Annotated in this window: 19 protein-coding genes and 1 riboswitch; of the genes, 16 read left to right on the top strand and 3 right to left on the bottom strand. The window is 35.6% G+C overall.

Annotation, left to right across the window (positions count from 1 at the left end; translation table 11 throughout):
* The first annotated feature begins 27 nt into the window (after positions 1–27).
* Genes BP18_RS06665 through BP18_RS06650 form a run of 4 tightly spaced genes read left to right on the top strand, consistent with a single transcriptional unit; the run spans position 28 to position 3,077 of the window.
* Positions 28–681: a riboflavin synthase gene (locus BP18_RS06665; RefSeq protein ID WP_029277639.1), complete on the top strand. Its 654-nt coding sequence runs from the start codon at positions 28–30 to the stop codon at positions 679–681.
* 18 nt (positions 682–699) lie between these two features.
* A complete protein-coding gene (locus BP18_RS06660) occupies positions 700–1,893 on the top strand; it encodes a bifunctional 3,4-dihydroxy-2-butanone-4-phosphate synthase/GTP cyclohydrolase II (protein WP_007721328.1) in 1,194 nt (397 codons plus the stop codon).
* A 47-nt stretch (positions 1,894–1,940) separates the two neighbouring features.
* Positions 1,941–2,402, top strand: a complete 462-nt coding sequence (ribH, locus tag BP18_RS06655) for a 6,7-dimethyl-8-ribityllumazine synthase (protein WP_007721326.1) — start codon at positions 1,941–1,943, stop codon at positions 2,400–2,402.
* A 9-nt stretch (positions 2,403–2,411) separates the two neighbouring features.
* Positions 2,412–3,077 (top strand): HAD family hydrolase, encoded by a 666-nt coding sequence (locus BP18_RS06650; protein ID WP_035050506.1) that lies wholly within the window; start codon positions 2,412–2,414, stop codon positions 3,075–3,077.
* A 105-nt stretch (positions 3,078–3,182) separates the two neighbouring features.
* Here the strand turns inward: BP18_RS06650 and BP18_RS06645 are convergent, their stop codons facing one another.
* Entirely contained in the window at positions 3,183–4,625 is a 1,443-nt protein-coding gene (locus BP18_RS06645) for a WD40/YVTN/BNR-like repeat-containing protein (RefSeq protein ID WP_231549445.1), read from the bottom strand.
* Between the two features lie 399 nt (positions 4,626–5,024).
* Here BP18_RS06645 and BP18_RS06640 point away from each other — a divergent pair, with 399 nt between their 5' ends.
* From BP18_RS06640 to BP18_RS06615, 6 genes are all read left to right on the top strand, one after another.
* A complete protein-coding gene (locus tag BP18_RS06640; RefSeq protein WP_029277645.1) occupies positions 5,025–5,681 on the top strand; it encodes a potassium channel family protein in 657 nt (218 codons plus the stop codon).
* A gap of 4 nt (positions 5,682–5,685) precedes the next feature.
* Positions 5,686–7,035: a TrkH family potassium uptake protein gene (locus BP18_RS06635; RefSeq protein ID WP_035050505.1), complete on the top strand. Its 1,350-nt coding sequence runs from the start codon at positions 5,686–5,688 to the stop codon at positions 7,033–7,035.
* A gap of 85 nt (positions 7,036–7,120) precedes the next feature.
* Positions 7,121–8,332: an amidohydrolase gene (locus BP18_RS06630; RefSeq protein WP_029277647.1), complete on the top strand. Its 1,212-nt coding sequence runs from the start codon at positions 7,121–7,123 to the stop codon at positions 8,330–8,332.
* 349 nt (positions 8,333–8,681) lie between these two features.
* On the top strand, positions 8,682–9,236 hold the full coding sequence (locus BP18_RS06625) for a nucleotidyltransferase family protein (protein ID WP_007721319.1): 555 nt from the start codon (positions 8,682–8,684) through the stop codon (positions 9,234–9,236).
* A 213-nt stretch (positions 9,237–9,449) separates the two neighbouring features.
* Positions 9,450–10,157, top strand: a complete 708-nt coding sequence (locus tag BP18_RS06620; protein ID WP_007721318.1) for a DsbA family oxidoreductase — start codon at positions 9,450–9,452, stop codon at positions 10,155–10,157.
* Positions 10,158–10,450: 293 nt separating this feature from the next.
* Complete coding sequence (locus BP18_RS06615; RefSeq protein WP_029277649.1) at positions 10,451–12,229, top strand: DUF2207 domain-containing protein; 1,779 nt, start codon at positions 10,451–10,453, stop codon at positions 12,227–12,229.
* A gap of 189 nt (positions 12,230–12,418) precedes the next feature.
* Here the strand turns inward: BP18_RS06615 and BP18_RS06610 are convergent, their stop codons facing one another.
* Positions 12,419–12,904: a DNA-deoxyinosine glycosylase gene (locus BP18_RS06610; RefSeq protein WP_029277652.1), complete on the bottom strand. Its 486-nt coding sequence runs from the start codon at positions 12,902–12,904 to the stop codon at positions 12,419–12,421.
* A gap of 232 nt (positions 12,905–13,136) precedes the next feature.
* Between BP18_RS06610 and BP18_RS06605 the strand changes: the two genes are divergently transcribed.
* From BP18_RS06605 to BP18_RS06580, 6 genes are all read left to right on the top strand, one after another.
* The gene (locus tag BP18_RS06605; RefSeq protein WP_029277654.1) at positions 13,137–13,670 is read left to right on the top strand and encodes an RDD family protein; all 534 of its coding nucleotides are present in this window, start codon (positions 13,137–13,139) and stop codon (positions 13,668–13,670) included.
* The gene (locus tag BP18_RS06600) at positions 13,671–14,441 is read left to right on the top strand and encodes a class I SAM-dependent methyltransferase (protein ID WP_029277656.1); all 771 of its coding nucleotides are present in this window, start codon (positions 13,671–13,673) and stop codon (positions 14,439–14,441) included.
* Positions 14,442–14,615: 174 nt separating this feature from the next.
* On the top strand, positions 14,616–15,440 hold the full coding sequence (locus BP18_RS06595; protein WP_007721308.1) for a substrate-binding periplasmic protein: 825 nt from the start codon (positions 14,616–14,618) through the stop codon (positions 15,438–15,440).
* 39 nt (positions 15,441–15,479) lie between these two features.
* Positions 15,480–16,124, top strand: coding sequence for an amino acid ABC transporter permease (locus BP18_RS06590; protein ID WP_029277659.1), 645 nt, complete (start codon positions 15,480–15,482; stop codon positions 16,122–16,124).
* Between the two features lie 13 nt (positions 16,125–16,137).
* Positions 16,138–16,905, top strand: coding sequence for an amino acid ABC transporter ATP-binding protein (locus tag BP18_RS06585; RefSeq protein ID WP_029277661.1), 768 nt, complete (start codon positions 16,138–16,140; stop codon positions 16,903–16,905).
* The gene (locus tag BP18_RS06580; RefSeq protein ID WP_007721305.1) at positions 16,902–17,327 is read left to right on the top strand and encodes an OsmC family protein; all 426 of its coding nucleotides are present in this window, start codon (positions 16,902–16,904) and stop codon (positions 17,325–17,327) included. Before BP18_RS06585 ends, BP18_RS06580 begins: the two co-directional genes overlap by 4 nt.
* Positions 17,328–17,759: 432 nt before the next feature.
* On the opposite strand, the gene mgtA is transcribed toward BP18_RS06580, so the two are convergent.
* Positions 17,760–20,369, bottom strand: a complete 2,610-nt coding sequence (gene mgtA, locus BP18_RS06575) for a magnesium-translocating P-type ATPase (protein WP_029277663.1) — start codon at positions 20,367–20,369, stop codon at positions 17,760–17,762.
* 348 nt (positions 20,370–20,717) lie between these two features.
* Positions 20,718–20,882, bottom strand: a riboswitch (M-box (ykoK) riboswitch).
* Between the last annotated feature and the right edge of the window lie 183 nt (positions 20,883–21,065).

Below are 21,065 nucleotides of genomic sequence, written 5' to 3'. Positions count from 1 at the left end.
AGAGAAGCAATCGATTGGAGGAAAAGCATGTTTACAGGAATTATCGAGGAGATGGGAACGATTCAAGCAATCAGGCGAGGTGAAAATTCTTCAATACTCAAAATAAAGGGACAAAAAGTATTGCAAGGGACTCGTATCGGAGATAGTATCTCGACAAATGGGATTTGTTTGACCGTGACGAAAATAGAAAATGATTCCTTTGATGCGGATGTCATGTCCGAATCGTTAAAACGGACGAACATAGGGGAATTAGCGCCTGGAAGTTACGTTAACTTGGAACGAGCACTAAGTTTGGAAACGCGTCTTGGTGGCCATATGGTGAGTGGCCATATCGATGGAACGGGAAAGATAAGAGAAATGAAGCGTGAGGATAATGCCGTTTGGATCACGGTTGAAACAAGTCCTAAATTATTGCGTTACATTATTGAGAAAGGTTCTATAGCGATTGATGGCGTTAGTTTGACAGTTGTGACGGTTGATAATCAATCGTTCAAGGTTTCTGTCATTCCTCATACCGGTGAAGAGACCGTTCTATTGCATAAGCAACCAGGAGATGCTGTAAATCTTGAATGCGATATGATCGGAAAATATGTTGAAAAATTATTAGGTTTGGATTCGAAATTGCCAGTTCAAGAGAGTCAAGTAACGACAGAATTTTTGAAAGATAACGGGTTCTTTTAGAACAGAATGGAGAGACATATGTTTAATACAATTGAAGAGTTACTTGCTGATTTAAGAGCTGGGAAAAACATTTTATTGGTAGATGATGAAGACAGAGAAAATGAAGGAGACATTATTTGTGCGGCTGAATTTGCTACTACAGAAAATGTGAACTTTATGGCTAGTTATGCCAAAGGTCTAATTTGTATGCCTATGCCTAAAAGCTATACAAAGAAGTTCGCATTGCCACAAATGAGTCTAAACAGTACAGATAATCATGGGACAGCTTTTACCATTTCAGTGGATCATGTGGAAACGACAACGGGTATTTCAGCTGGGGAACGGTCATTGACCGCTATGAAATTGGTGAGCGATGATGCAAAAGCGGAAGACTTTAGAAGACCAGGGCATATGTTCCCGTTAGAAGCTGTTGACGGGGGTGTATTGGTTCGAAATGGACATACAGAAGCAACGGTTGACTTGATGCGTTTAGCAGGTTTGCAACCAGTGGGTCTGTGTTGTGAAATCATGAATGAAGATGGATCGATGGCAAGAAGAGACGATTTATTGGCTTTAGCTGATGATTATGATTTGAAAATCGGTACAATTGCCGATTTAATTGAGTATCGAAAAACCCAAGAACAAGTTATTTTCCGCGAATCTAAAGCACTGTTACCTACCAAATATGGAGATTTTGACATCTATGCCTATGAACATACGGTAACTGGTGAACACCATGTCGCCTTGGTTATGGGTGAAGTCAGTGATGGAGAGCCGGTACTTTGTCGTATCCATTCGGAATGTTTGACAGGTGATGTATTTGGTTCTAAAAAATGTGATTGTGGTCAACAATTGGATGCAGCAATGAAACGAATTGCAGATGAAGGACGTGGGATTTTAGTTTACATGCGTCAAGAGGGGCGTGGAATTGGCTTAGTCAATAAAATAAGAGCTTATGCGTTGCAAGATCAAGGACACGATACCATTGAAGCTAACTTATTGCTTGGTTTTCCAGTTGATCTACGAGAGTACTATGAATGCAAACAAATTTTTGATGACTTGGGTGTTTCTCATCTACGCCTGATGACTAATAATCCACTGAAAGTAGAGAGTATGGATAAATACGGTTTGGATATTGTAGAAAGAATTTCACTTCAAATGGAAGCTTTTGCGGAAGATAAAGACTATTTAAAGATCAAGCAAGAAAAAATGCATCATCATTTGAACTACTAAAAATGGACAGCGTACTACAAAAAAATATCATACATGGAGGAATTAAAATGAACGTATTCGAAGGACAATTAATTGCAAAAAACTTAAAAGTGGGTATCGTGATTGCACGGTTTAATGAATTTATAGGATCAAAATTATTAAGTGGAGCTGTTGACGGTTTAAGAAGACATGGCATGCTAGAGGAAGAAATCACAGTTGCGTGGGTTCCAGGAGCTTATGAAATTCCATTAGTTGCACAAAAAATGGCAGCTTCAGGAAAGTATGATGCTATTATTACTTTAGGGGCAGTCATTAAAGGGTCTACCTCGCACTACGATTATGTCTGTTCTGAAGTTTCAAAAGGAGTAGCTGCAGCTGCAATGAATACAGGTGTACCCGTAATGTTTGGGGTCTTAACGACAGATAACATTGAACAAGCCATTGAACGTGCCGGTACGAAAGCTGGAAACAAAGGTTATGAATCTGCAGTTTCAGCGATTGAAATGGCCAATCTATTGAAAGGCATGTAAGGTCGGATCATGGATAAAACAAGACTAAAGAACATTCAAACCAATATTTTTGATTACGATGGGACACTGCATGACAGTACGGCAAACTATATTGCTGCTTTCAAAATGGCTTATAACTATTTGATCGAGAATAAAAAAGCTGACCCAAGAGAGTGGAAAGATAAAGAAATCACTAAATGGTTAGGGTATAGCAGTAAAGACATGTGGGAAAATTTCATGCCTAATTTAGATGCTGAACACCAAGCTACTGCTTCAAAAATCATAGGAGAAACGTTGCTGAAAAAAGTTCTCGCAAAAGAAGCAACTCTTTATACTGGAGCTTTGGAAACATTAGGTTACTTAAGACATAAAGGATACCAACTTATCTTTTTAAGTAATTGTAGTGAAAAATATATGAATGCACATCGGCAAGCTTTTCAGTTAAATCAGTATTTTGAAGAGATGTATTGCACAGAAACATTTGAGTATAGTGCCAAATACAAGATTTTTGAATTAATTGAAAAACAGTATAAAGAAAATTTTCTTATTGTCGGAGATCGCATACAGGATTTTGAAATTAGTCACTACCACAATCTAGTTAACATAGGATGTAATTATGGATTTGGGTCAGAAGAAGAATTGCAACAATCAGATCTAAGGATAAATGCTATCCAAGAATTGCAAGACATTCTTTAGATAGGAAAACTTGAATAAGTTGGTTTTTTACTCAAGTAAAAAAAAGATAACCTTCAGTTTGTTTAAAACAAACTGAAGGTTATCTTTTTTATAAGGTGAATATTATTAAACTTCTCCAACAAACGCCCAAGTTTCGCCATTGTCTTTGGATTGATACAAGGCTTTACTGCCGCCGTTATAATCGCCATCTTGACCTTGACCTACTTGGATAAACAAACTGTCGCTTTCTTTATAAGGCATTTCCGGAAAATCGAAAGGAGCGTACTTTTCTGTATCGGTTAAAGGAACTTCGATTGTTGGTAGTTCTACTGTTTCAAAAGAGATACCTCCATCGGTTGTGCGATAGAGATCTGCATAGCTACCTCCACTGTGAGAGAGTCCGACAAAACCGAGACTCTCATCCATAAAAGTGATGCCAGATGAAACACCCAGTTGGCCTGCAAATGGATCAGCGTTGACCACGTTCCAAGTATTTCCGCCATCTGTAGTCTTGTTCAATGAATAAAAACGCGAACCTGCCGCAGCGTCTACTACGACTAATTGATAGCCAAGTTTTTTAGTCAGAAAATGGGTTTCAATGTCATTCATATTTTGATCGGTTGGAACATCTCCACTTTGGATAGGTGAAACATCTGGTGTATAGTCGACAAAACGGACTGGTGTAATCGTATTATTAGTAGGTGTATAAACAGAAATTGAATAACCGATAATTTCATTGAAGGCTGTTTCGATTGGAAAAGTATCGCCTTTTTCATCAAAATAAAGAATTCCTTCAGTATTGTATCCCCAACTACGTGAACCAGCGTAATAAATGCCAAACGAATCTTCATCCCAGTCTTTTACGGTTTCTTTTATCGGAAGAATCTCCATCGCATCTAGTAAGGGTTGGAGTCTCATGTTTTTCTCAAATGTTGGATTGACGTTGCCGTTTAAAGTTACGCTGAAATCAGCACTTTTTGAACTATCGTAATCAATCAAATAACTTTCTGTCTCGCCAGCGTCATTTAAGCCATACAAAAAACTATAGAAAGTAGTAATGTCGCCCGCTTTATTAAAGGTCAATTCGACTTGATTGCTGACGTACAATTCATCTGGCAAATCATACTTCGTTTCAAGATCTTCTAATAAGCCATTTAAACCATCTTGATAGACATTATTGTGATCAAATGTGACATCACTAGAAGTTAAATAATCTTGAATGACATAAGCTAATTTCCCTTGATAATTAGTACCGCTATGGTAAAGGCTGATTCCTGATGCAACAGTGATCAAAAGGGAAAAATTGATACTAAGTAGAAAGAGAAATTTGCTGCGTTTTATGGTATGTGGTGAAGGTGTTTGTTTTTTATCAACTTTCCAGATGTACCAATAAAGACCCCAACCCATCCAGACAATCAAACTAATAAAAATAGTCAAAATAATGGGAGCTTTCTGAGCAACTCCGCCGTATTGAGCAAGTGAACATACGTAATAAGCCCCTATCCCGTAAATCGCTACGGTTACAGGGTTAAAAAGAAAAGCTCTCAATGTGTAATTTTTTTTCTTCAAGTCAATTTCATCTCCAGTTGTATCGTTTAATTTTTGTGGTAATAAGTAACAGATAACCAAATAATTGTAGTAAACGGTTAAAAGAATAATACTAATAAATTATTCATCTATAGAATAGTATACAATAAAATAAAATAGGACTACAGCCAGTAAATAAATAAAAAAATTAACTTTAGTAAATAATGAACTGATAGAAATCGCTTGAATTATTATATAGTGCACACTATTATGATGTATAAAGAACAATACTATAGTCACATATATTAATGAAATCAAATTTACAAACATACATAATGGATTACAAGATTTCCTTTTGAAAAATGTTATAAAATTTTCAACTATCATTAAAAAAAGCTATTAATCCCTATGATTTTTGGGAGAGTAGGTAGGAGTTGAATTATGAAAAAAGAATTTGTAGTTATTGGATTAGGAAGATTTGGAGGAAGTGTCTGTAAAGAGTTGCATCGTTTGGGTCATCAAGTTTTAGCGATTGATATAAAGGAAGAAAAAGTTAATGCGGTTTTAACCGATAGTACAAAAGCTGTTATAGCAGATGCTTCCCGTGAAGAAGTTTTGAAGTTACTGGGTGTTGGAAACTTTGATTATGCTGTGGTTGCGATAGGAGATAATATGCAGGCTAGTATTATGTGTACCCTATTATTAAAAGAAATGGGGGTGAGAAATGTATGGGTAAAGGCTCAAAATGCTAATCATAAGAAAGTTCTTGCTAAGATTGGAGCAGATAGAGTCATACAACCAGAATACGATATGGGAATTAGAGTTGCTAATCAAATACAATCTGGAAAGCTTCAAGAGTATATAGAACTTTCTGAAGAGTATAGCATATCAGAATTAGACATTTCTAAAAGACTAGCTAATAAAACGCTTAATGAGTTAAATATCAGAGCAAAGTATGGCTGTACTATTTTAGCTATAAAAAATGAAGAGAAAGTAAATATATCGCCTTCAGCAGAAGATAAATTATACGAAGGAGATATGATCGTCGTTATAGGAAAAAATAATGATATAAAACGTTTGGAAGAGAAAGGATTGTAGATTGATGAATAAGATTACTTTAAAAGGATATTTAAAACAATCTACTAGTCGTTTAAATCCATCAATGACAGTTGTAACAAGTTTTTTTATTCTTATTGTAATAGGTACAGTATTATTAAAATTACCTATTGCGACTACACAAACAATTTCATGGTTAGACACTTTATTTACTGCAACTTCTGCAGTTACTGTTACAGGTTTAATTGTAGTTGATACTGGTACAGCTTTTACGTTATTTGGACAAACGGTTATTATGTTCCTCATGCAACTTGGTGGATTAGGCCTAATGACGTCTGCAGTTTTTATTTTTTTCATATTCAAACGGAAAATTGGCATGCAACAAAGAAATCTTATTAAAGAATCATTAAATCAAGATTCTTCAGGAGGAATTATTCGATTGGTTCGATATTTATTAGTCTTCTCTTTTAGTATTGAACTAGTTGGTTTTATCATTTTATCCATCAAATGGATTCCAGAATTCGGATTTTCTAAGGGTGGCTTTTATAGCTTATTCCATACTATCGCAGCATTTAATAACGCTGGATTTTCTCTATGGCCGGATAATCTAACTAATTATGTAGGAGATCCGTTAGTGAACTTGGCCATTACAAGCATGTTTATTTTAGGGGGAATAGGATTTACAGTTCTTTTAGATGTGTGGAATAAGAAAAAATTTAAGACCTTGACTCTTCACTCAAAAGTTATGATTATAGGTACAATAGTTATAAATGTAATTGCAATAATTTCAATTTTTCTTTTAGAATATTCCAATCCTCAAACATTAGGAAATTTATCATTTGGGGATAAAGTATGGAGTGCTTATTTTCAAGGCCTGACTCCTAGAACAGCTGGTTTTAATTCTATTGATATAACTGCGCTGACAGTACCCACCATGCTGTTAACTGTGTTACTGATGTTTGTTGGGGCAGGAAGTGCTTCAACTGGTAGTGGAATCAAGCTGAGCACATTTATTATTTTACTTTTAACAACCATTACCATCTTAAAAGGTGGAGAAGAAGTGTCTTTGTTTGGGCGAAGAATAAAAAGCAATGCTATTTTGAGAGCTTTTACTCTAACTATGATAAGTTTTTTATTAGTTTTTGTGGCCATCTTTATTTTAACGATAACTGAAAATGGATCATTTATTGCTATTATTTTTGAAGTTGTTTCAGCATTCGGAACCGTTGGACTTTCAGCTGGGTTAACATCGGAACTAACGACAATAGGTAAATTTGTTATTATGTTTGTCATGTTTGTCGGACGTCTCGGTCCTGTTACGGTTGCTTCTATATTGATTGCTAGAAAAGAAAATTCTTTGTTGCGCTATCCTCAAGAAGATGTCTTTATAGGGTAAGGGTAGGAAGAAGTAGAATTGAAACAGTTAATAAGTAGTGAATAATGAACTAGAGTTACATAATTCAAAGAAGGAGATAATTGATATGGTTTGGATAAAAAATGTTTATTTAGAGACAGGTTACGAGGAAGTCAGATCGAATAAATTTGTAACGACTACAGCTGAGTTTGCTTTAGAAGTTGAGAATGGCAAAATCAAGACGATTACTGAGAAAGCTCCAGAAACTAGTCTAAAGACAATTGATGCAAAAGGTTACTTAGCTTTACCTGCTCTGCAAGATAATCATGTCCATTTAGACAAGGGTCATTTTGGCGGAAAATGGCAAGCGGTTATCCCTGCTTCAGGAGTAGCAGAACGGATTCAAGAAGAGAAAGAATTTTTAAGAGATTTTCTTTCTGAAACACCCCAAAAAGCACAAGCATTGATTGATTTAATTTGTAGCAAAGGAGCTACCTTTTTAAGAGTTCAAACAAATGTTGATTCGGTCATAGAATTAGATAATTTAGTGTGTGTAAAACAAGTGTTAGAAAAAAATAAACATCGTTTAGACTACGAAATTGTTGTTTTTCCACAACATGGCACGTTGATAACTGAAGAACAAGGCTTATTAAGTAGAGCTTTGGCTAGTGATGATACGTTTATTTTAGGGGGATTGGATCCAGCAACGATTGATGGAGATATAGAAAAATCGCTCCTTACAACTTTTACATTAGCTCGTCAATACAATAGAGGAATTGACTACCATCTGCATGATCGAGGAACATTAGGATTATTTGAAATTAATCGAATAATTGACTACACAAAAAAATACCAATTAGAAGGAAAAGTTCAAATTAGCCATGCACTTGCTTTGGCTGATGGAGATGAAGAAATGATTCAAACGATTGCAAAAAAATTAGCTGAAGCGGGTATTGGAATTAACACAACTATTCCGATTGATACAACTGTTCTACCAGTTCTATTACTTCAAGAAGAGGGAGTAAAAGTACGAGTGGTAAATGATAATATCAATGACCATTGGAGCCCATTTGGTTCTGGGGATTTAATTGAACGAGCTAGCCGGGCCGCAGAAGTGTTTTCGATGAAAGATGAAAGGTCATTAGCTCAAGCATATTCTTTGGTTTCGAATGGATTAACTCCTTTAGATTCAAAAGGCAATCAACGATGGCCAAAAATTGGAGACCAAGCGCAGATATTATTTGCAAAAGCAGAAAGTTCTGCACACCTAATTGCACGAGTTTGCCTAGAAAGAGTTGTCATGTTTAATGGAGAACTTGTTTCTGGGAAATTTCATTAATTTGTAGAGGTTTTTAAAACACGAAGTTGAATAGTTTCGTGTTTTTTTTTTGAATGAGCCTATAGTAAGAGTAAGGATATACCCTTTATTTAAAATTACTGATAAAAAGGATATAAAGCAATATAGTTAAAAAGTAAAGTATCAACTGTTTCATAGGAAAGATGATTCTTTAACTGATTGACCTGAATATTTTGTCTTTTACAATAATGAGAAGGAAGCTATCTTAAAATCACATTTTTATAAATCAAAATTCTTCGTGATTTTTGATTAAAAGATACGGTGTTCTTAGTCATGAAAATGCTACATATAAAATCATACGAAAGAAATAGCCATATTTAAGGAGGTCAAAATGGCTAACTTCGAAAAACAGTTGACAGAAATGATTAAACAAGACACTTACATAGTATCAATTTTGAAAACTGTAGAGAAATTAGAGATAAAAGATGCTTGGGTATGTGCAGGTCTTATTCGAAATAAAGTTTGGGATAAGTTTCATCATATTGCGACACCTATAAATGATATTGATGTTATTTATTACGATCCTTCAAATATTTCCTGGGAAATAGAAAAACAATTGGAAAAAGAGTTAGGGATTTTACTTCCAAATCAGCCTTGGTCCGTGAAAAACCAAGCCCGTATGCATTTAAAAAGTGGCTTTGATCCTTTTACTTCAACGTATGATGGAGTTGCTCACTTTCCAGAAATACCAACTGCACTAGCAATAAGGATTTCTAATAATGAATTTGAAATCATGGCACCCTATGGAATACAAGATCTGTTTGAAATGAAAGTGAAGCCTACACCTTTTTACCAAAAGCCGAGTGATTTTTATCCAATATATGTTGAACGTATGAAAAATAAAGAATGGCATAAAATATGGCGGATGGTATCTATAGAACTTTAAAAATGAGGCAATGCTATTATGTTAACAGTCCCCAAAAAAATAAAATAATCAACCTAATTGGGAGAGTAAAAGTGTAATCTGGTTTATTCAATCAATGATCACACATCAAAATAAGCGAATGTAACGAGAATATCAAATGAGGGGACAAAGTTGATAATGCAATCTATTCAAGTTACAATAAGTAAGTAGAAGTCAACTAGTAGGAGTGATAACATGCAAGTAGAATTTTTCCACGATGTGATCTGTAGTTTTTGTTTTCCGATGTCTTATCGCATGAGAAAAGTGGCTGAAAAGTATCCAAAATTAGAAATCATCCATCGTTCATTTGCTTTAGGATGGGAGAAAGAACAGTTTATTCAGCAATTTGGTTCGCATGAAGCAGTAAAACCTGAAGTAATTCATCATTGGGAAAATGCTAATCAAAATGATGACGAACACCGTTTTAATATAGAAGGAATGAAAGAACAGGATTTCTTATTTCCAACATCTAAAAATGGATTGAAAGCTGCGAAAGCTGCTGGAATGATTGCGGATCAAGACACGTATTGGGCTGTTTTCGATGGTTTGCAACAAGCTTTGTTTGTAGAAAACAGAGATATCTCAGATTTGACAGTGATTGAAGATGTAGTAAAGAAAACTTCAATTGATTTTGATGATTGGAAAGTGCAATTCGAGAACCCAGAAACGGAACAAGCCGTTTTGGAAGACTTACAACGCGTACAAGATTATGGTATTCAAGGAGCTCCTGCACTGGTAGTGAACCAAAAATACTTAATCAGTGGAGCACAGCCACAAGAAGTTATCGAACAAACGATTGAAAAAATCGCTAAAGAAGAAGGATTTCAATTAAAAGGACTAACATTAATGGGATCAAATGCGGCCGCTTGCAACATGATTGACGGCAAATGGGTTTGTGACTAAAAACCACGCTAATAATTTTTAATAGACATTTAGATAATAGATGAGAGCTTTAGTTGTCTCTAAAATTAGTTTTCACACTGATTTTTAGAGACTAATACTAAAGCTCTCTTTTTCACTTCCAATTTTTTAAAGGAGTACTTAGTTAAGCAAAAGAACATTTATAGCAGCTATATAGGAAAACGTTTCCTAGAGTATAGTGATATTGTGTATACTAGAAATAGATAGAAGAATTAAACAAAAATAAGTTATCTAAAAGAAATGAGTTACATAAAACAGAAAGTGGGGACAGTTAGATGAATAAAAGGATCAAAGGGTTAGTTGGTATAGGCATAGCTTTTCTGTTTAGTATGGCATTTGGTGAAACTGTTTTTGCGGAAAATAAATTATCAGATATGAAAATTCAAATTGACTTACAAGAAGACGGTTCTGGAGTTGTTACAGAACATCGAAGAATGACGATGGATGATGGTACTGAATTATACATTGCTTTGGAAAGCTTGCAAGATTCTAAACTGCTTGATTTTTCAGTAGCTGGGTATCAATTGATGGAACCATGGAATCTAGATGCTTCATTAAAAGAGAAGGCTGGACATTATGGCACTGTTGAGACAGATGATGGATTAGAACTCATCTGGGGTATTGGGGAGTATGGAGAAAATGACTATGAAGTGACGTATACTTTATCAAACTTAGTTCGTGAATTGGAAGATGGACAGGGTTTACTATGGAATTTTGATACATTTTCTGACATTCCAGCAGAGAATTTAACAGTTGAAATTACTGGATTTGAACCCTTTACTAAAGAAAATGTTCGTTTCTGGGGATTTGGTTTTGAAGGAGATATCCAATTAGAAGGAAATACGATTGTGTGGAAAGCCGATGAAGAAGTTGATGATAGCAAAGATGTAACGGTCTTGCTGCAGTTTCCGCAAGGTATGTTCGCTACACAAGCTAGTGCAGGTATGACGACGGAGGAACAGCGCGAAATGGCTATGAATGGTTCAGCGTATAATGACGAGGCTATTTCTAATACAATTCCTATCGTTATCATCTCTCTTATTGCAGTTGCTGGTGGAGGAATCACAGCTTTTATTATCAATTATACAAAGAAATTAAAAAAGGCCAGAAAAGAAGCAGGGCAAATGCGCACAGGAGCACAAAGAATCAAAGAGCATAAAGATGTTGTATTAGAAGAGATTCCATTTACTGGAGAAGATTTTGCCGGCATTGCCTATTTATTGCAAGACATCCATAAAGGGTATTTCGAAGATTACTTCTCAGCGTATTTGCTGAAATGGTCTTATGAGGAACGAATCATTATCCATACAGTTGAGAAAAAATCATTATTTAGTGATGGATTTGATACAGAAATTGAAATGCTTCATTTTGAGGAAGAGTGTTTACGTTATCCACAGTCGTTCAAAGAATTTGTGGATAACCTTGAGACTAATCACGAGGAAACATATGAAAGTGGTTTGTGGACCATGCTCATGGATGCTTCTGACAGTAATGGAATTATTAAAGATGATGAAATGAATCAATGGGCTAGAAAACATGCTAAAGAAGTAGAGAAATTTGCAGATCATTTGATTGATTATTCAAAAGAATATTTAGAAAAAGAAAATCTTATTTCATTTGGAAAAGTTGACGTATGGGGTGCGAAACATGAGGTAGCTGTTGCTAGTCCTGAAGGGGATAAATTATTTGACCGTTTGGTTCAATTTGATAATTATTTAGAAGAAATTGACTTGGAAGGTTTTTCAGATGGTACTAACCAATTCTCCTTTGAAGAATTCCTATTTTGGAATACGTTGTACTATAGAAGTGAGGAAATAACCAAAGAGTTCAAGAAAATGATTCCGAATCCGGATAATAGTTATGGCGACAATCAATTCATCTACCATTACTGGTATTGGAATGGTGTGACAGGGTTTAGAAATGACTGGTCTAGTGGATTAGCAAATGGTGGATTCCATTCAAGTGCTTCATCAGCAGTATCTGGAACGGGTGGTTCAACTTCCTTTGGTGGAGGTGGAGGTGCCGGTGGTGGAGGCGGCGGAGGAGCTCGATAGAGAGAGTTCCTTTATAATGTAATATATATTAATTAGATTTAGATATGAAAAAGACAAAATATCGTATAAAGATATTTTGTCTTTTTGTTAGGATAAATTTAGTTCATTATATTTTAATCAAATCCCACGTATACCCTTTCACTTTGAATACTAGAGGGTACTCCATGGCTACTGTAAGATTTGAATGAATTACTCTCTAAGAAAGGGAAGTTGGAGAGCCTCATTCCATTCTATTTTTCGTTCTTGTGCTTTGCCATTATTTGCACCACTGGTGGATAAACATTTTATGACAGTATAGTGCTCAAAAATAGTTGATTTTAAAACTTCTTGATAAGATTTGTCTCCATTTGCAATGATAAGTTTGATAGATGCTGTTGAAAATAATGCATCAAAATTATTTAATTTTGTTTGTTTAAAGTTACTATCTAAACTCCCAATTCTATCAAAATGACTATAAATATCCCATAGGCCAATTTGGTTTTGTGACAATAATTCCAACCGTTTTTCATAGTCGATTGGATCAGTAGTATTTAAAGATTCAGAAATGATTTTCCAAAATTGATTGCCTTTATTGGCATAGTATTGTTGCAATTCTAACGACTTCTCACTTGGAGCACTGCCGAGTATCAAAATTTTAGTATTTTCATCATAGATTGGTTCTAAACCACTCTTCATAAGTTGGACTCCTTAATAGTAAATTTATTTTAAACACCCACTGTATGAAAAAATGGATTGGTATCTTTCAATTGTATAGTAAAAAATTAGGAATTCCTATAGGGTTATTGCTGCTGCAATAGTTTTTGTATATTTTTGTTTTTCCTAAACGCATGTTGAACTTTTACTTAAACCTGTTAAGTAAAAATATGTAGTATAATTGACGCATAAGTTCAAATTTTAGTTTGAAAGGGTGAAGCTAGTGAGGGAGAATAATCCGATTCGAGTGCAAGTAAGAATCAAAGAACTGGCAATTGATTACAGTGTGATTTTGCTTTATCTTGTGTTTCTTCTTCTGGCTAACTTAGTCTTTTATTTTTTAGTGTTAGATGGAATACCTGGATTTACAATCATTCAATCTCAACTGATAGCAACGTTTGAATCGGTTGTTCCGATAGTGCTTGTTTTCTCGTTACTTGATTACAAAAAACCCTTTGGGACATATGGTAAGAGAAGAGTGGGTTTAAAAGTACAGTATAAAACGCCTTCGTTTTTTAGAAGTTTGGTTAGAAATAGCATTAAATTTTTACCGTGGCAGCTTGCTCATATTGGGGTCATCGATGGTATTTATTCTGAATTTACAACTTGGAGCTCGATTGTTTTTACAAATGCCGGAATTCTGTTAGCTGTTATCTTATTGGTTATGGGATTTTTTAGAAAAGATAAACGTCATTTAGGTGATTTAATAGCCGGAACTCAAGTCGTTCCAATTAGGAGGGAATCATAAATGGACCAAACTGTTAATGCTGAAGAAGCCATTAGAAGATGGGATGCGTTTGCCGATACGTATTCAAAAACTCATAACGAACAAGGGGAAATTCATAAAGAAGTGTTTTTAAATCCAACTATATTTTCTCTTATGGGAGAATTTAAAAATAAACAAGTTTTGGATGCCGGATGTGGTGAAGGCTATTTAAGCCGATTGTTGTCCAAAGGTGGATCGAATGTGACAGCGGTTGATTACTCTTTGAGGATGATTGAAATTGCACAAGAGAGAACACCAAATGACTTACAGATTAAGTATATAAAAGGCAACTGTGAGGATTTGAATACGCTCAAAGACACTAATTTTGATTTGATAGTATCTAACATGGTTATGCAAGACTTGCCAAACTACGAAAAAGCCTTTCAAGAGATGTTTCGTTTATTAGTAGAAGGAGGCAGTTTTATCTTTTCTATTTTGCATCCTTGTTTTGTTACTCCTGGAAGTGGTTGGGAGAAAAATGATAGTGGAGAAAAATTGCATTGGAACGTGGATCGTTATTTTTATGAAGGTGCTCATGAACAACGATTAGGGGATAAAGATAAAGTAATGTTTTTCCACAGGACATTAACCAGTTATGTTGACAAGTTAATAAAAACTGGTTTTACTATAGAAAGTATAGTCGAACCGAAGCCATCAGAAACAATGTTGGAAAAATATCCGTCATTCGAAGAAGATTTAAGATGTGCTGATTTTATGGTGTTTAAGGCAACTAAGCCAAAAAAGATAGATTAAAGAATCATCTTTTAGCTTTTGCAGTCTCTATTGTTATAAACTAAATACAAGTTGTATAGTTAATATAAAGCTAATGTAGACTTTTTTAAATGATAAACTAATCTCTTTACTTACTTTTTGTAAAGTGATAAAATTAAAAATTAAGAACGTCAACAGAAAAGGATGAGATAAATAGTGAAAAAGAAGAAATGGATGCTGGCTGGAATTGCGGTAGTAGCGTTATTTGTTAGTGCATGTGGAACATCAACAAAAGAGGATGCAACTTCAACTGCTGATGGAGATTTATTGAAGTCAGTTCAAGACGCTGGGGTATTAAAAGTCGGCGTAATGGGAACGTATCAACCGTACAACTTTATCAATGAAGATAAAGATATGGATGGTTTTGATGCAGATATTGCTAAAGAAATTGCCAAAGGATTAGATGTGGACATTGAATTTGTCTCTCAAGAATTTTCAGGAATGATCGCTGGATTGCAAACGGGTAAATTTGATATGGTTGCTAGTCAAATGACGATCACGGATGACCGTAAAAAAGAAATGTTATTCTCAGATCCATATATCACCAATCAAGTAAAAGTTATTGTTAAAGACGACAATACAGAGATTACTTCTGTTGAGGATTTTGTGGGTAAAGACATTGGAGTAGGTCTAGGAACAAATGATGAAACATACTTGCGTAACGAATTGATGCCTGAAGTCGGCGAATTTAACATTCGTACGTATGATGATGTGATCACTTCTTTGAAAGACTTGGATTCTGGTCGAATCGATGCTACTATCAACAACATGTATGCTTTAAAACCAATCATTGAAGCAAATGGGTTGAAGATTAAAGCAGTTGGTGAACCAATCAAATCAGACCAAGCAGGAATTGCTGTTCAATTAGGCAATGAAGCATTTATTGAAGAAGTAAATACTATTTTAGCTGATATTAAAGCAGATGGTACGTATGATGAAATCTTTATGAAATGGTTCGGCGAAGCACCACCAAAAGACTAAACATGAAGCAAGAATAAGTAGAAGAGAGGTACTTCTTTTATGGAAGTTTTAATACAGAATATCCCGTTCTTGTTGCAAGGAGCGTATTATACGTTATTGATCACGTTGGTTTCGATGTTTTTCGGTTCTCTTATCGGGATCATTGTTGCAATTGCTCGTCTGAAAGGCAATAAAGTGATCCAAGCGGTTGCTCGCGGTTACGTTTCGATTATCCGTGGCACACCGACTTTGGTCCAAATCATCATTATCTATTATGGATTAGTTGATTTTGGAATTCGATTAGATCCTTTACCAGCTGCTTTTATTGCACTGAGTGTCAATAATGGAGCGTATTTGTCTGAATCAATTCGTGGAGCTTTACAGTCGATTCCAAAAGGTCAAATGGAAGCTGCTTATGCAACAGGGATGACACCTTGGCAAGCGATGCGTCGAATCATTCTTCCGCAAGCCATTCGCATTGCTATTCCGCCAGTAGGGAATACCTTTATTGGTATGTTGAAAGAAACGTCCTTAGTATCGGTCATCAGTGTAACGGAATTATTGCGTTCAGCTCAATTGCTGATTGCTCAATATTATAGTTACATGCCGTTTTACTTGGGAATCGCGGTCATTTATTGGATCATGAGCACGGTTTTTTCTTTCCTACTGAACAAGTTGGAAGCACGTATGTCAATCTATGAATAGTTGAGGGATTAACATGATTAAAATAAATGGATTAGTAAAATCGTTTGGAGCATTAGAAGTCTTAAGGTCGATTGATTTGCAAATTAGTTCAGGTGAAGTTGTGGTTATTTTGGGACCTAGTGGATCTGGAAAAAGCACCTTGCTGCGTTGCATGAATGGTCTTGAAGAACTAACAGCTGGAAGCATTGAAGTAAACGGCGTTATTATGAACGCTGAGCAGTCTAAAAAAGAGCGCACCAAAAAAGTTCGTGAAGCACGTTTGCATACAGGAATGGTTTTTCAACAATTTAACTTGTATCCCCATAAAACGGCATTGGGAAATGTAACGGAAGCGTTGATTACTGTTAAGAAAATGGATAAAACTAAAGCAAACCAACTTGGCGAAAAAATGTTGGAACAAGTAGGATTATCAGATAAAAAAGATGAATTTCCTTCTAGATTATCGGGTGGACAACAACAGCGTGTAGCCATTTCACGTGCGTTAGCTATGGATCCAACCGTAATGTTATTCGATGAGCCAACATCTTCATTGGATCCTGAATTAGTCGATGAAGTTTTGACAGTCATCAAAGAATTAGCTAAAGAAGGTCGAACAATGGTTATCGTGACACATGAAATGCAATTTGCACGTGAAGTGGCAGATCGTGTGATTTTTATGGCAGACGGCGTTATCGTTGAACAAAATGAGCCCGAAGCCTTTTTTACACAACCAAAAACGGAACGTGCTAGACGATTTTTAAAAATGGAAGAATTAGAACATAGAGAAGGGGTAAAACGATGATTGTAACAACAACATGGAATAAAGGTCGTAAGTTTACCGCTAAAGGTGATTCAGGTTATGAACTTAAGATGGATGCTACACCAGCTTATGGCGGACAAGGGGAAGGTGCTACTCCGACTGAAATGCTTTTAGCATCATTAGCTGGATGCATCGGAATTGATGCAACGATGATTTTAAAACCTCATCTAGAAAAAATTGAAAAACTTGAAATTATCACTGACGGAACCCGCCGAGAAGAAGCGCCTAAAGACTTTACGGCTATGAACATAACTTTTGTAGTAGACGGAACAGTAGATAGCAGCAAAATTTGGCGTGCCGTTCGTTTAAGTGAAGAAAAATATTGCACCGTTTCTAATTCATTAAAAGCTGAAATCACTTATGATGTAGTATTGAATGGCGAAAAATTAGCAAGAGAAATGTAAGAAAAAATACTCGTTACCCTTTTTCAAATAAAGGTAACGAGTTTTTTTGTGGATAAAAAAGAGGCCATCCGTGACTCTTATTACGATTAACTCAAGATCATTTTAAGTTTAAGTTGGCGCAACGAGCCTTAGTTCGGTTGACTCAGAGTCGTTTAGTAGTTTGAGTTGGCGCAATGAGCCCTAGTTCGGTTAACTCAAAGTCGTTTAGTAGTTTGAGTTGACGCAACGAGCCTTAGTTGGGTTAACTCAGAGTCGTTTAGTAGTTTGAGCAGACTCAACGAGCTCTAGTTCGGTTGACTCAAGGTCGTCAAGTAGTTTGAGCAGACGCAATGAGCCCTATTTCGATTAACTCAAGGTTAATTTCAGTTTGAGTAGATAGATCTATAAGCCGTTGCTAGAGCATAAGCTCATTCCATTATAATCTTTCAACTATTATAACCATTGTTTATTAATGTTGATATAAATAGATTTGACTACTTGTATCAGTACAACATAGGTTAAGACAATTAAAATCATCCATTTCCAATACGCAATTGGCAGTGCTACAAAATCAAAGAAGGTCCCAAAGGTGCTGCTTGGAATCAACACAGCAACAATGATAACTGCAAGTGTGGACAAGGTTACACTCATGCTGGCTCTGCTTTGGATAAATGGTATTTTCTTTGTCCGGATGATGTGGACGACAACTGTTTGTGTGATCAGACCAATTACGAACCATCCTGTGTGGAATAGTGCAGCATTTTGAACGGTATTTGCTTGGAAAATAAACCACATTAATATAAAGGTTAAAATATCAAAAATAGAGCTGATGGGTCCAATGCTAAACGTAAATTTCAATAAATCAGAAGTGCCCCATTTAGCTGGTTTCATTAAATCTTCCGCGTCCATTTTATCCCAAGGAATTGTTAATTGAGCTACATCATAAATAAGATTTTGTACTAGGAGCTGTATGGAGAGCATTGGCAAGAAGGGTAAAAAGGCACTTGCTACTAATACACTAAATACATTTCCAAAGTTAGAACTTATGGTCATTTTGATGTACTTCATCATGTTTCCAAACACAGTTCTTCCTTCTAGTATGCCATCTTCTAATATGGTTAAACTTTTTTCTAGCAGAATAATGGAACTAGCCTCTTTCGTGATATCGGCTGCTGTATCGACCGAAATACCGACATCAGCAGTTCTCAATGCTGGAGCATCGTTAATCCCATCGCCCATAAATCCAACAGTGTGCCCTTTTTGTTGCAACAATTCAATAATACGAGCTTTTTGAGTTGGATTTAATTTAGCAAAAAGATTCACTTTTCCAGTAGCATCCATCAATTCTGTATCTGTCATAGAGTCAAGCTCCGTTCCGAGGATTGTTCGATCGACTTGGATTCCAACGTCTTTGCAGATTTTTTGAGCAACGATTTCATTATCGCCAGTCAATACTTTTACATTCACACCATGTTCATGCAACGATTTAATGGCCGAAATAGCAGATTCTTTTGGCGGATCTAAGAATCCCATAAATCCAACAAGAACCATATCAAATTCGTCTTTAATGGAGTAGATAGCTGAATCATGTACGTTTTGTTTATAGGCAACGCCTAATGCACGCATACCTTCTTTGTTCATGTTGATACTGACTTCTTCCAGAGTTTTTTGTAGTTGTGGAGTCAATGGAATGATTTCATCATTTAACTCTACATAGCGACAAACTTTTAGCATCTCTTCGACGGCACCTTTTGTGATCATTAATTGCTGATCGCCTGCTTTAACAGCGACTGTTAAGCGACGTCTTGAAAAATCAAAAGGAATTTCATCAATCTTTTCGATTTTTTCTAACTTGTTTTCTTCGCGATTTTCATTGAAATACTCGATTACAGCATGATCCATCACATTTTTCCAACCGGTTTGATAATTAGAATTCATATACGCTAATGCTAAAACACGATTACTTTCTTCTCCGATTGGATTAACATGGCGAACCAAGACAACTTTATCTTCTGTAATGGTGCCAGTTTTATCTGTGCATAAAACATCCATGGCACCTAAGTTTTGAATGGCGTTTAATTCTTTAACAATTACTTTTTTCTTAGACATCGTAATCGCGCCTTTAGCGAGGTTGCTGGTAATAATCATTGGCAACATTTCGGGTGTCAGACCAACGGCAACGGCTATTGAGAAGAAGAAGGCCTCACTCCAGTCACCTTTTGAAAAACCATTGATCAAAAAGACAATAGGGACCATAATTAACATAAAACGAATCAATAGTTTGCTTACATTTTTCACTCCGCGGTCAAAACTCGTTTCGCCTCTAGATTTGGAAGATTGAGCAGCAATATCGCCAAATAGAGTCGCTTCGCCCGTTTTTAAAATCACGACTTTGCCTTGTCCACTCAACACATCGGTGCCCATAAACAATAAATTCGGAAGGTCTAAAGCGGTCAACTGTGAATTTTCTTTCTCCAAATAAGGAAGTTTTTCAATTGGCATAGATTCACCAGTCAAAGATGATTGATTGACAAATAAATCTTTGGCCCAAATCAAGCGAGAATCTGCCGGAATTAAATCTCCCGTCGAAAGATTGACAATATCACCAGGAACTACTTCATTGATTGGAATTTCTTTTGTTGCGCCGTCTCTTGTTATCGTACAAGTAGTCTCAATTAATTCTTTCAAAGCTACACTAGCTTTTTTAGAACGGAATTCTTGAATAAAATGAAGACCAGCACTAAATAAAATCATCATAGCCATCACAATACTGGCTTCGAAATCTTTAGTGGCAGCTGAAACGACTAATAAAAGCGCTAAAACATAAATAAAAGGATCCTTGAAGGCTTGAAGCAATAATACATACCAAGGGGTTGGTTTTTGAACAGCTACTTCATTTAAGCCGTATCTTTCTAAGCGTATTTCTGCCTCTTGTTCGCTTAAACCAGATTCAGTTGTCTTCAATTGTTTTAAAATAGCAGTTTCTTCAAGGTAACCGAGTTCTTTTAATTGATTGTTTTTAGATTTTTTTTCTGTATAAATAGATTTTTTCGTGTTTGTCACTGTTATTTCCTCCTTTAACTTACTGAAGAAATAAGTCTACTGCATGAATTTCCTAACCAAGAAGAATCTCATGGTAGGCTTACTTATTCCTTCATTTCTTCTCCAAAAATCATCACCCGGGCTATCATTACTGGAACTTATTTCCATACCACTCACCTCACTTTTATTAGTCATCCATATAATATGTGAAACGATAAGACAAATCTTTGAAAGGGAGGTTAAAACTATTTTTGTAAATACAACAACAAAAAAAGCATATACTCTATTCAACGATAGAGTATATGCTTGAATGCCCATTCCAAATAAACGATTTCATATTTAATCAAAGTTTTTTGTAAAAAAAACTTTAGTTTCTCCCCATCGTTGAGTTTTAGCACTATATGGCGTAGATTAATTATCAGCTACATTAAAAATGACCTTAATTCGATCATTCCTGTTGACCCATTGGTGTCTCTCGACGTTTTTGGGCAGCAGCGTGTGTCCATATAGGAGCCTCACCTAACAGAAGTCTTATTCAATTCATTTACTATGCTAGCCTAAACCTTTTTAGAAGTCAAATAGTTCGATGTTGTGAGGATCGTTAAAAAAGAATTGCAGAGAAGGTTTTGTTCAAATGGTTCCGTGGCCTTTATACAAGCAAGTCTGGTTATTCCATAAAAAAACTTCTAGAATAATCTACAGTAGTGAGTGAACAAC

Source organism: Carnobacterium jeotgali MS3 (assembly GCF_000745125.1).
Taxonomy (GTDB): Bacteria; Bacillota; Bacilli; order Lactobacillales; family Carnobacteriaceae; genus Carnobacterium_B; species Carnobacterium_B jeotgali.
This window is presented reverse-complemented; position numbering and strand designations above follow the sequence as displayed.

Coding starts and splice junctions, on each gene's coding strand:
- BP18_RS06630 (WP_029277647.1), top strand. CDS start 7,121: ATGGTTTGGATAAAAAATGTTTATTTAGAGACAGGTTACGAGGAAGTC.
- BP18_RS06600 (WP_029277656.1), top strand. CDS start 13,671: ATGGACCAAACTGTTAATGCTGAAGAAGCCATTAGAAGATGGGATGCG.
- BP18_RS06660 (WP_007721328.1), top strand. CDS start 700: ATGTTTAATACAATTGAAGAGTTACTTGCTGATTTAAGAGCTGGGAAA.
- BP18_RS06620 (WP_007721318.1), top strand. CDS start 9,450: ATGCAAGTAGAATTTTTCCACGATGTGATCTGTAGTTTTTGTTTTCCG.
- BP18_RS06610 (WP_029277652.1), bottom strand. CDS start 12,904: ATGAAGAGTGGTTTAGAACCAATCTATGATGAAAATACTAAAATTTTG.
- BP18_RS06650 (WP_035050506.1), top strand. CDS start 2,412: ATGGATAAAACAAGACTAAAGAACATTCAAACCAATATTTTTGATTAC.
- BP18_RS06580 (WP_007721305.1), top strand. CDS start 16,902: ATGATTGTAACAACAACATGGAATAAAGGTCGTAAGTTTACCGCTAAA.
- BP18_RS06640 (WP_029277645.1), top strand. CDS start 5,025: ATGAAAAAAGAATTTGTAGTTATTGGATTAGGAAGATTTGGAGGAAGT.
- BP18_RS06590 (WP_029277659.1), top strand. CDS start 15,480: ATGGAAGTTTTAATACAGAATATCCCGTTCTTGTTGCAAGGAGCGTAT.
- BP18_RS06635 (WP_035050505.1), top strand. CDS start 5,686: ATGAATAAGATTACTTTAAAAGGATATTTAAAACAATCTACTAGTCGT.
- BP18_RS06615 (WP_029277649.1), top strand. CDS start 10,451: ATGAATAAAAGGATCAAAGGGTTAGTTGGTATAGGCATAGCTTTTCTG.
- BP18_RS06625 (WP_007721319.1), top strand. CDS start 8,682: ATGGCTAACTTCGAAAAACAGTTGACAGAAATGATTAAACAAGACACT.
- BP18_RS06665 (WP_029277639.1), top strand. CDS start 28: ATGTTTACAGGAATTATCGAGGAGATGGGAACGATTCAAGCAATCAGG.
- BP18_RS06585 (WP_029277661.1), top strand. CDS start 16,138: ATGATTAAAATAAATGGATTAGTAAAATCGTTTGGAGCATTAGAAGTC.
- ribH (WP_007721326.1), top strand. CDS start 1,941: ATGAACGTATTCGAAGGACAATTAATTGCAAAAAACTTAAAAGTGGGT.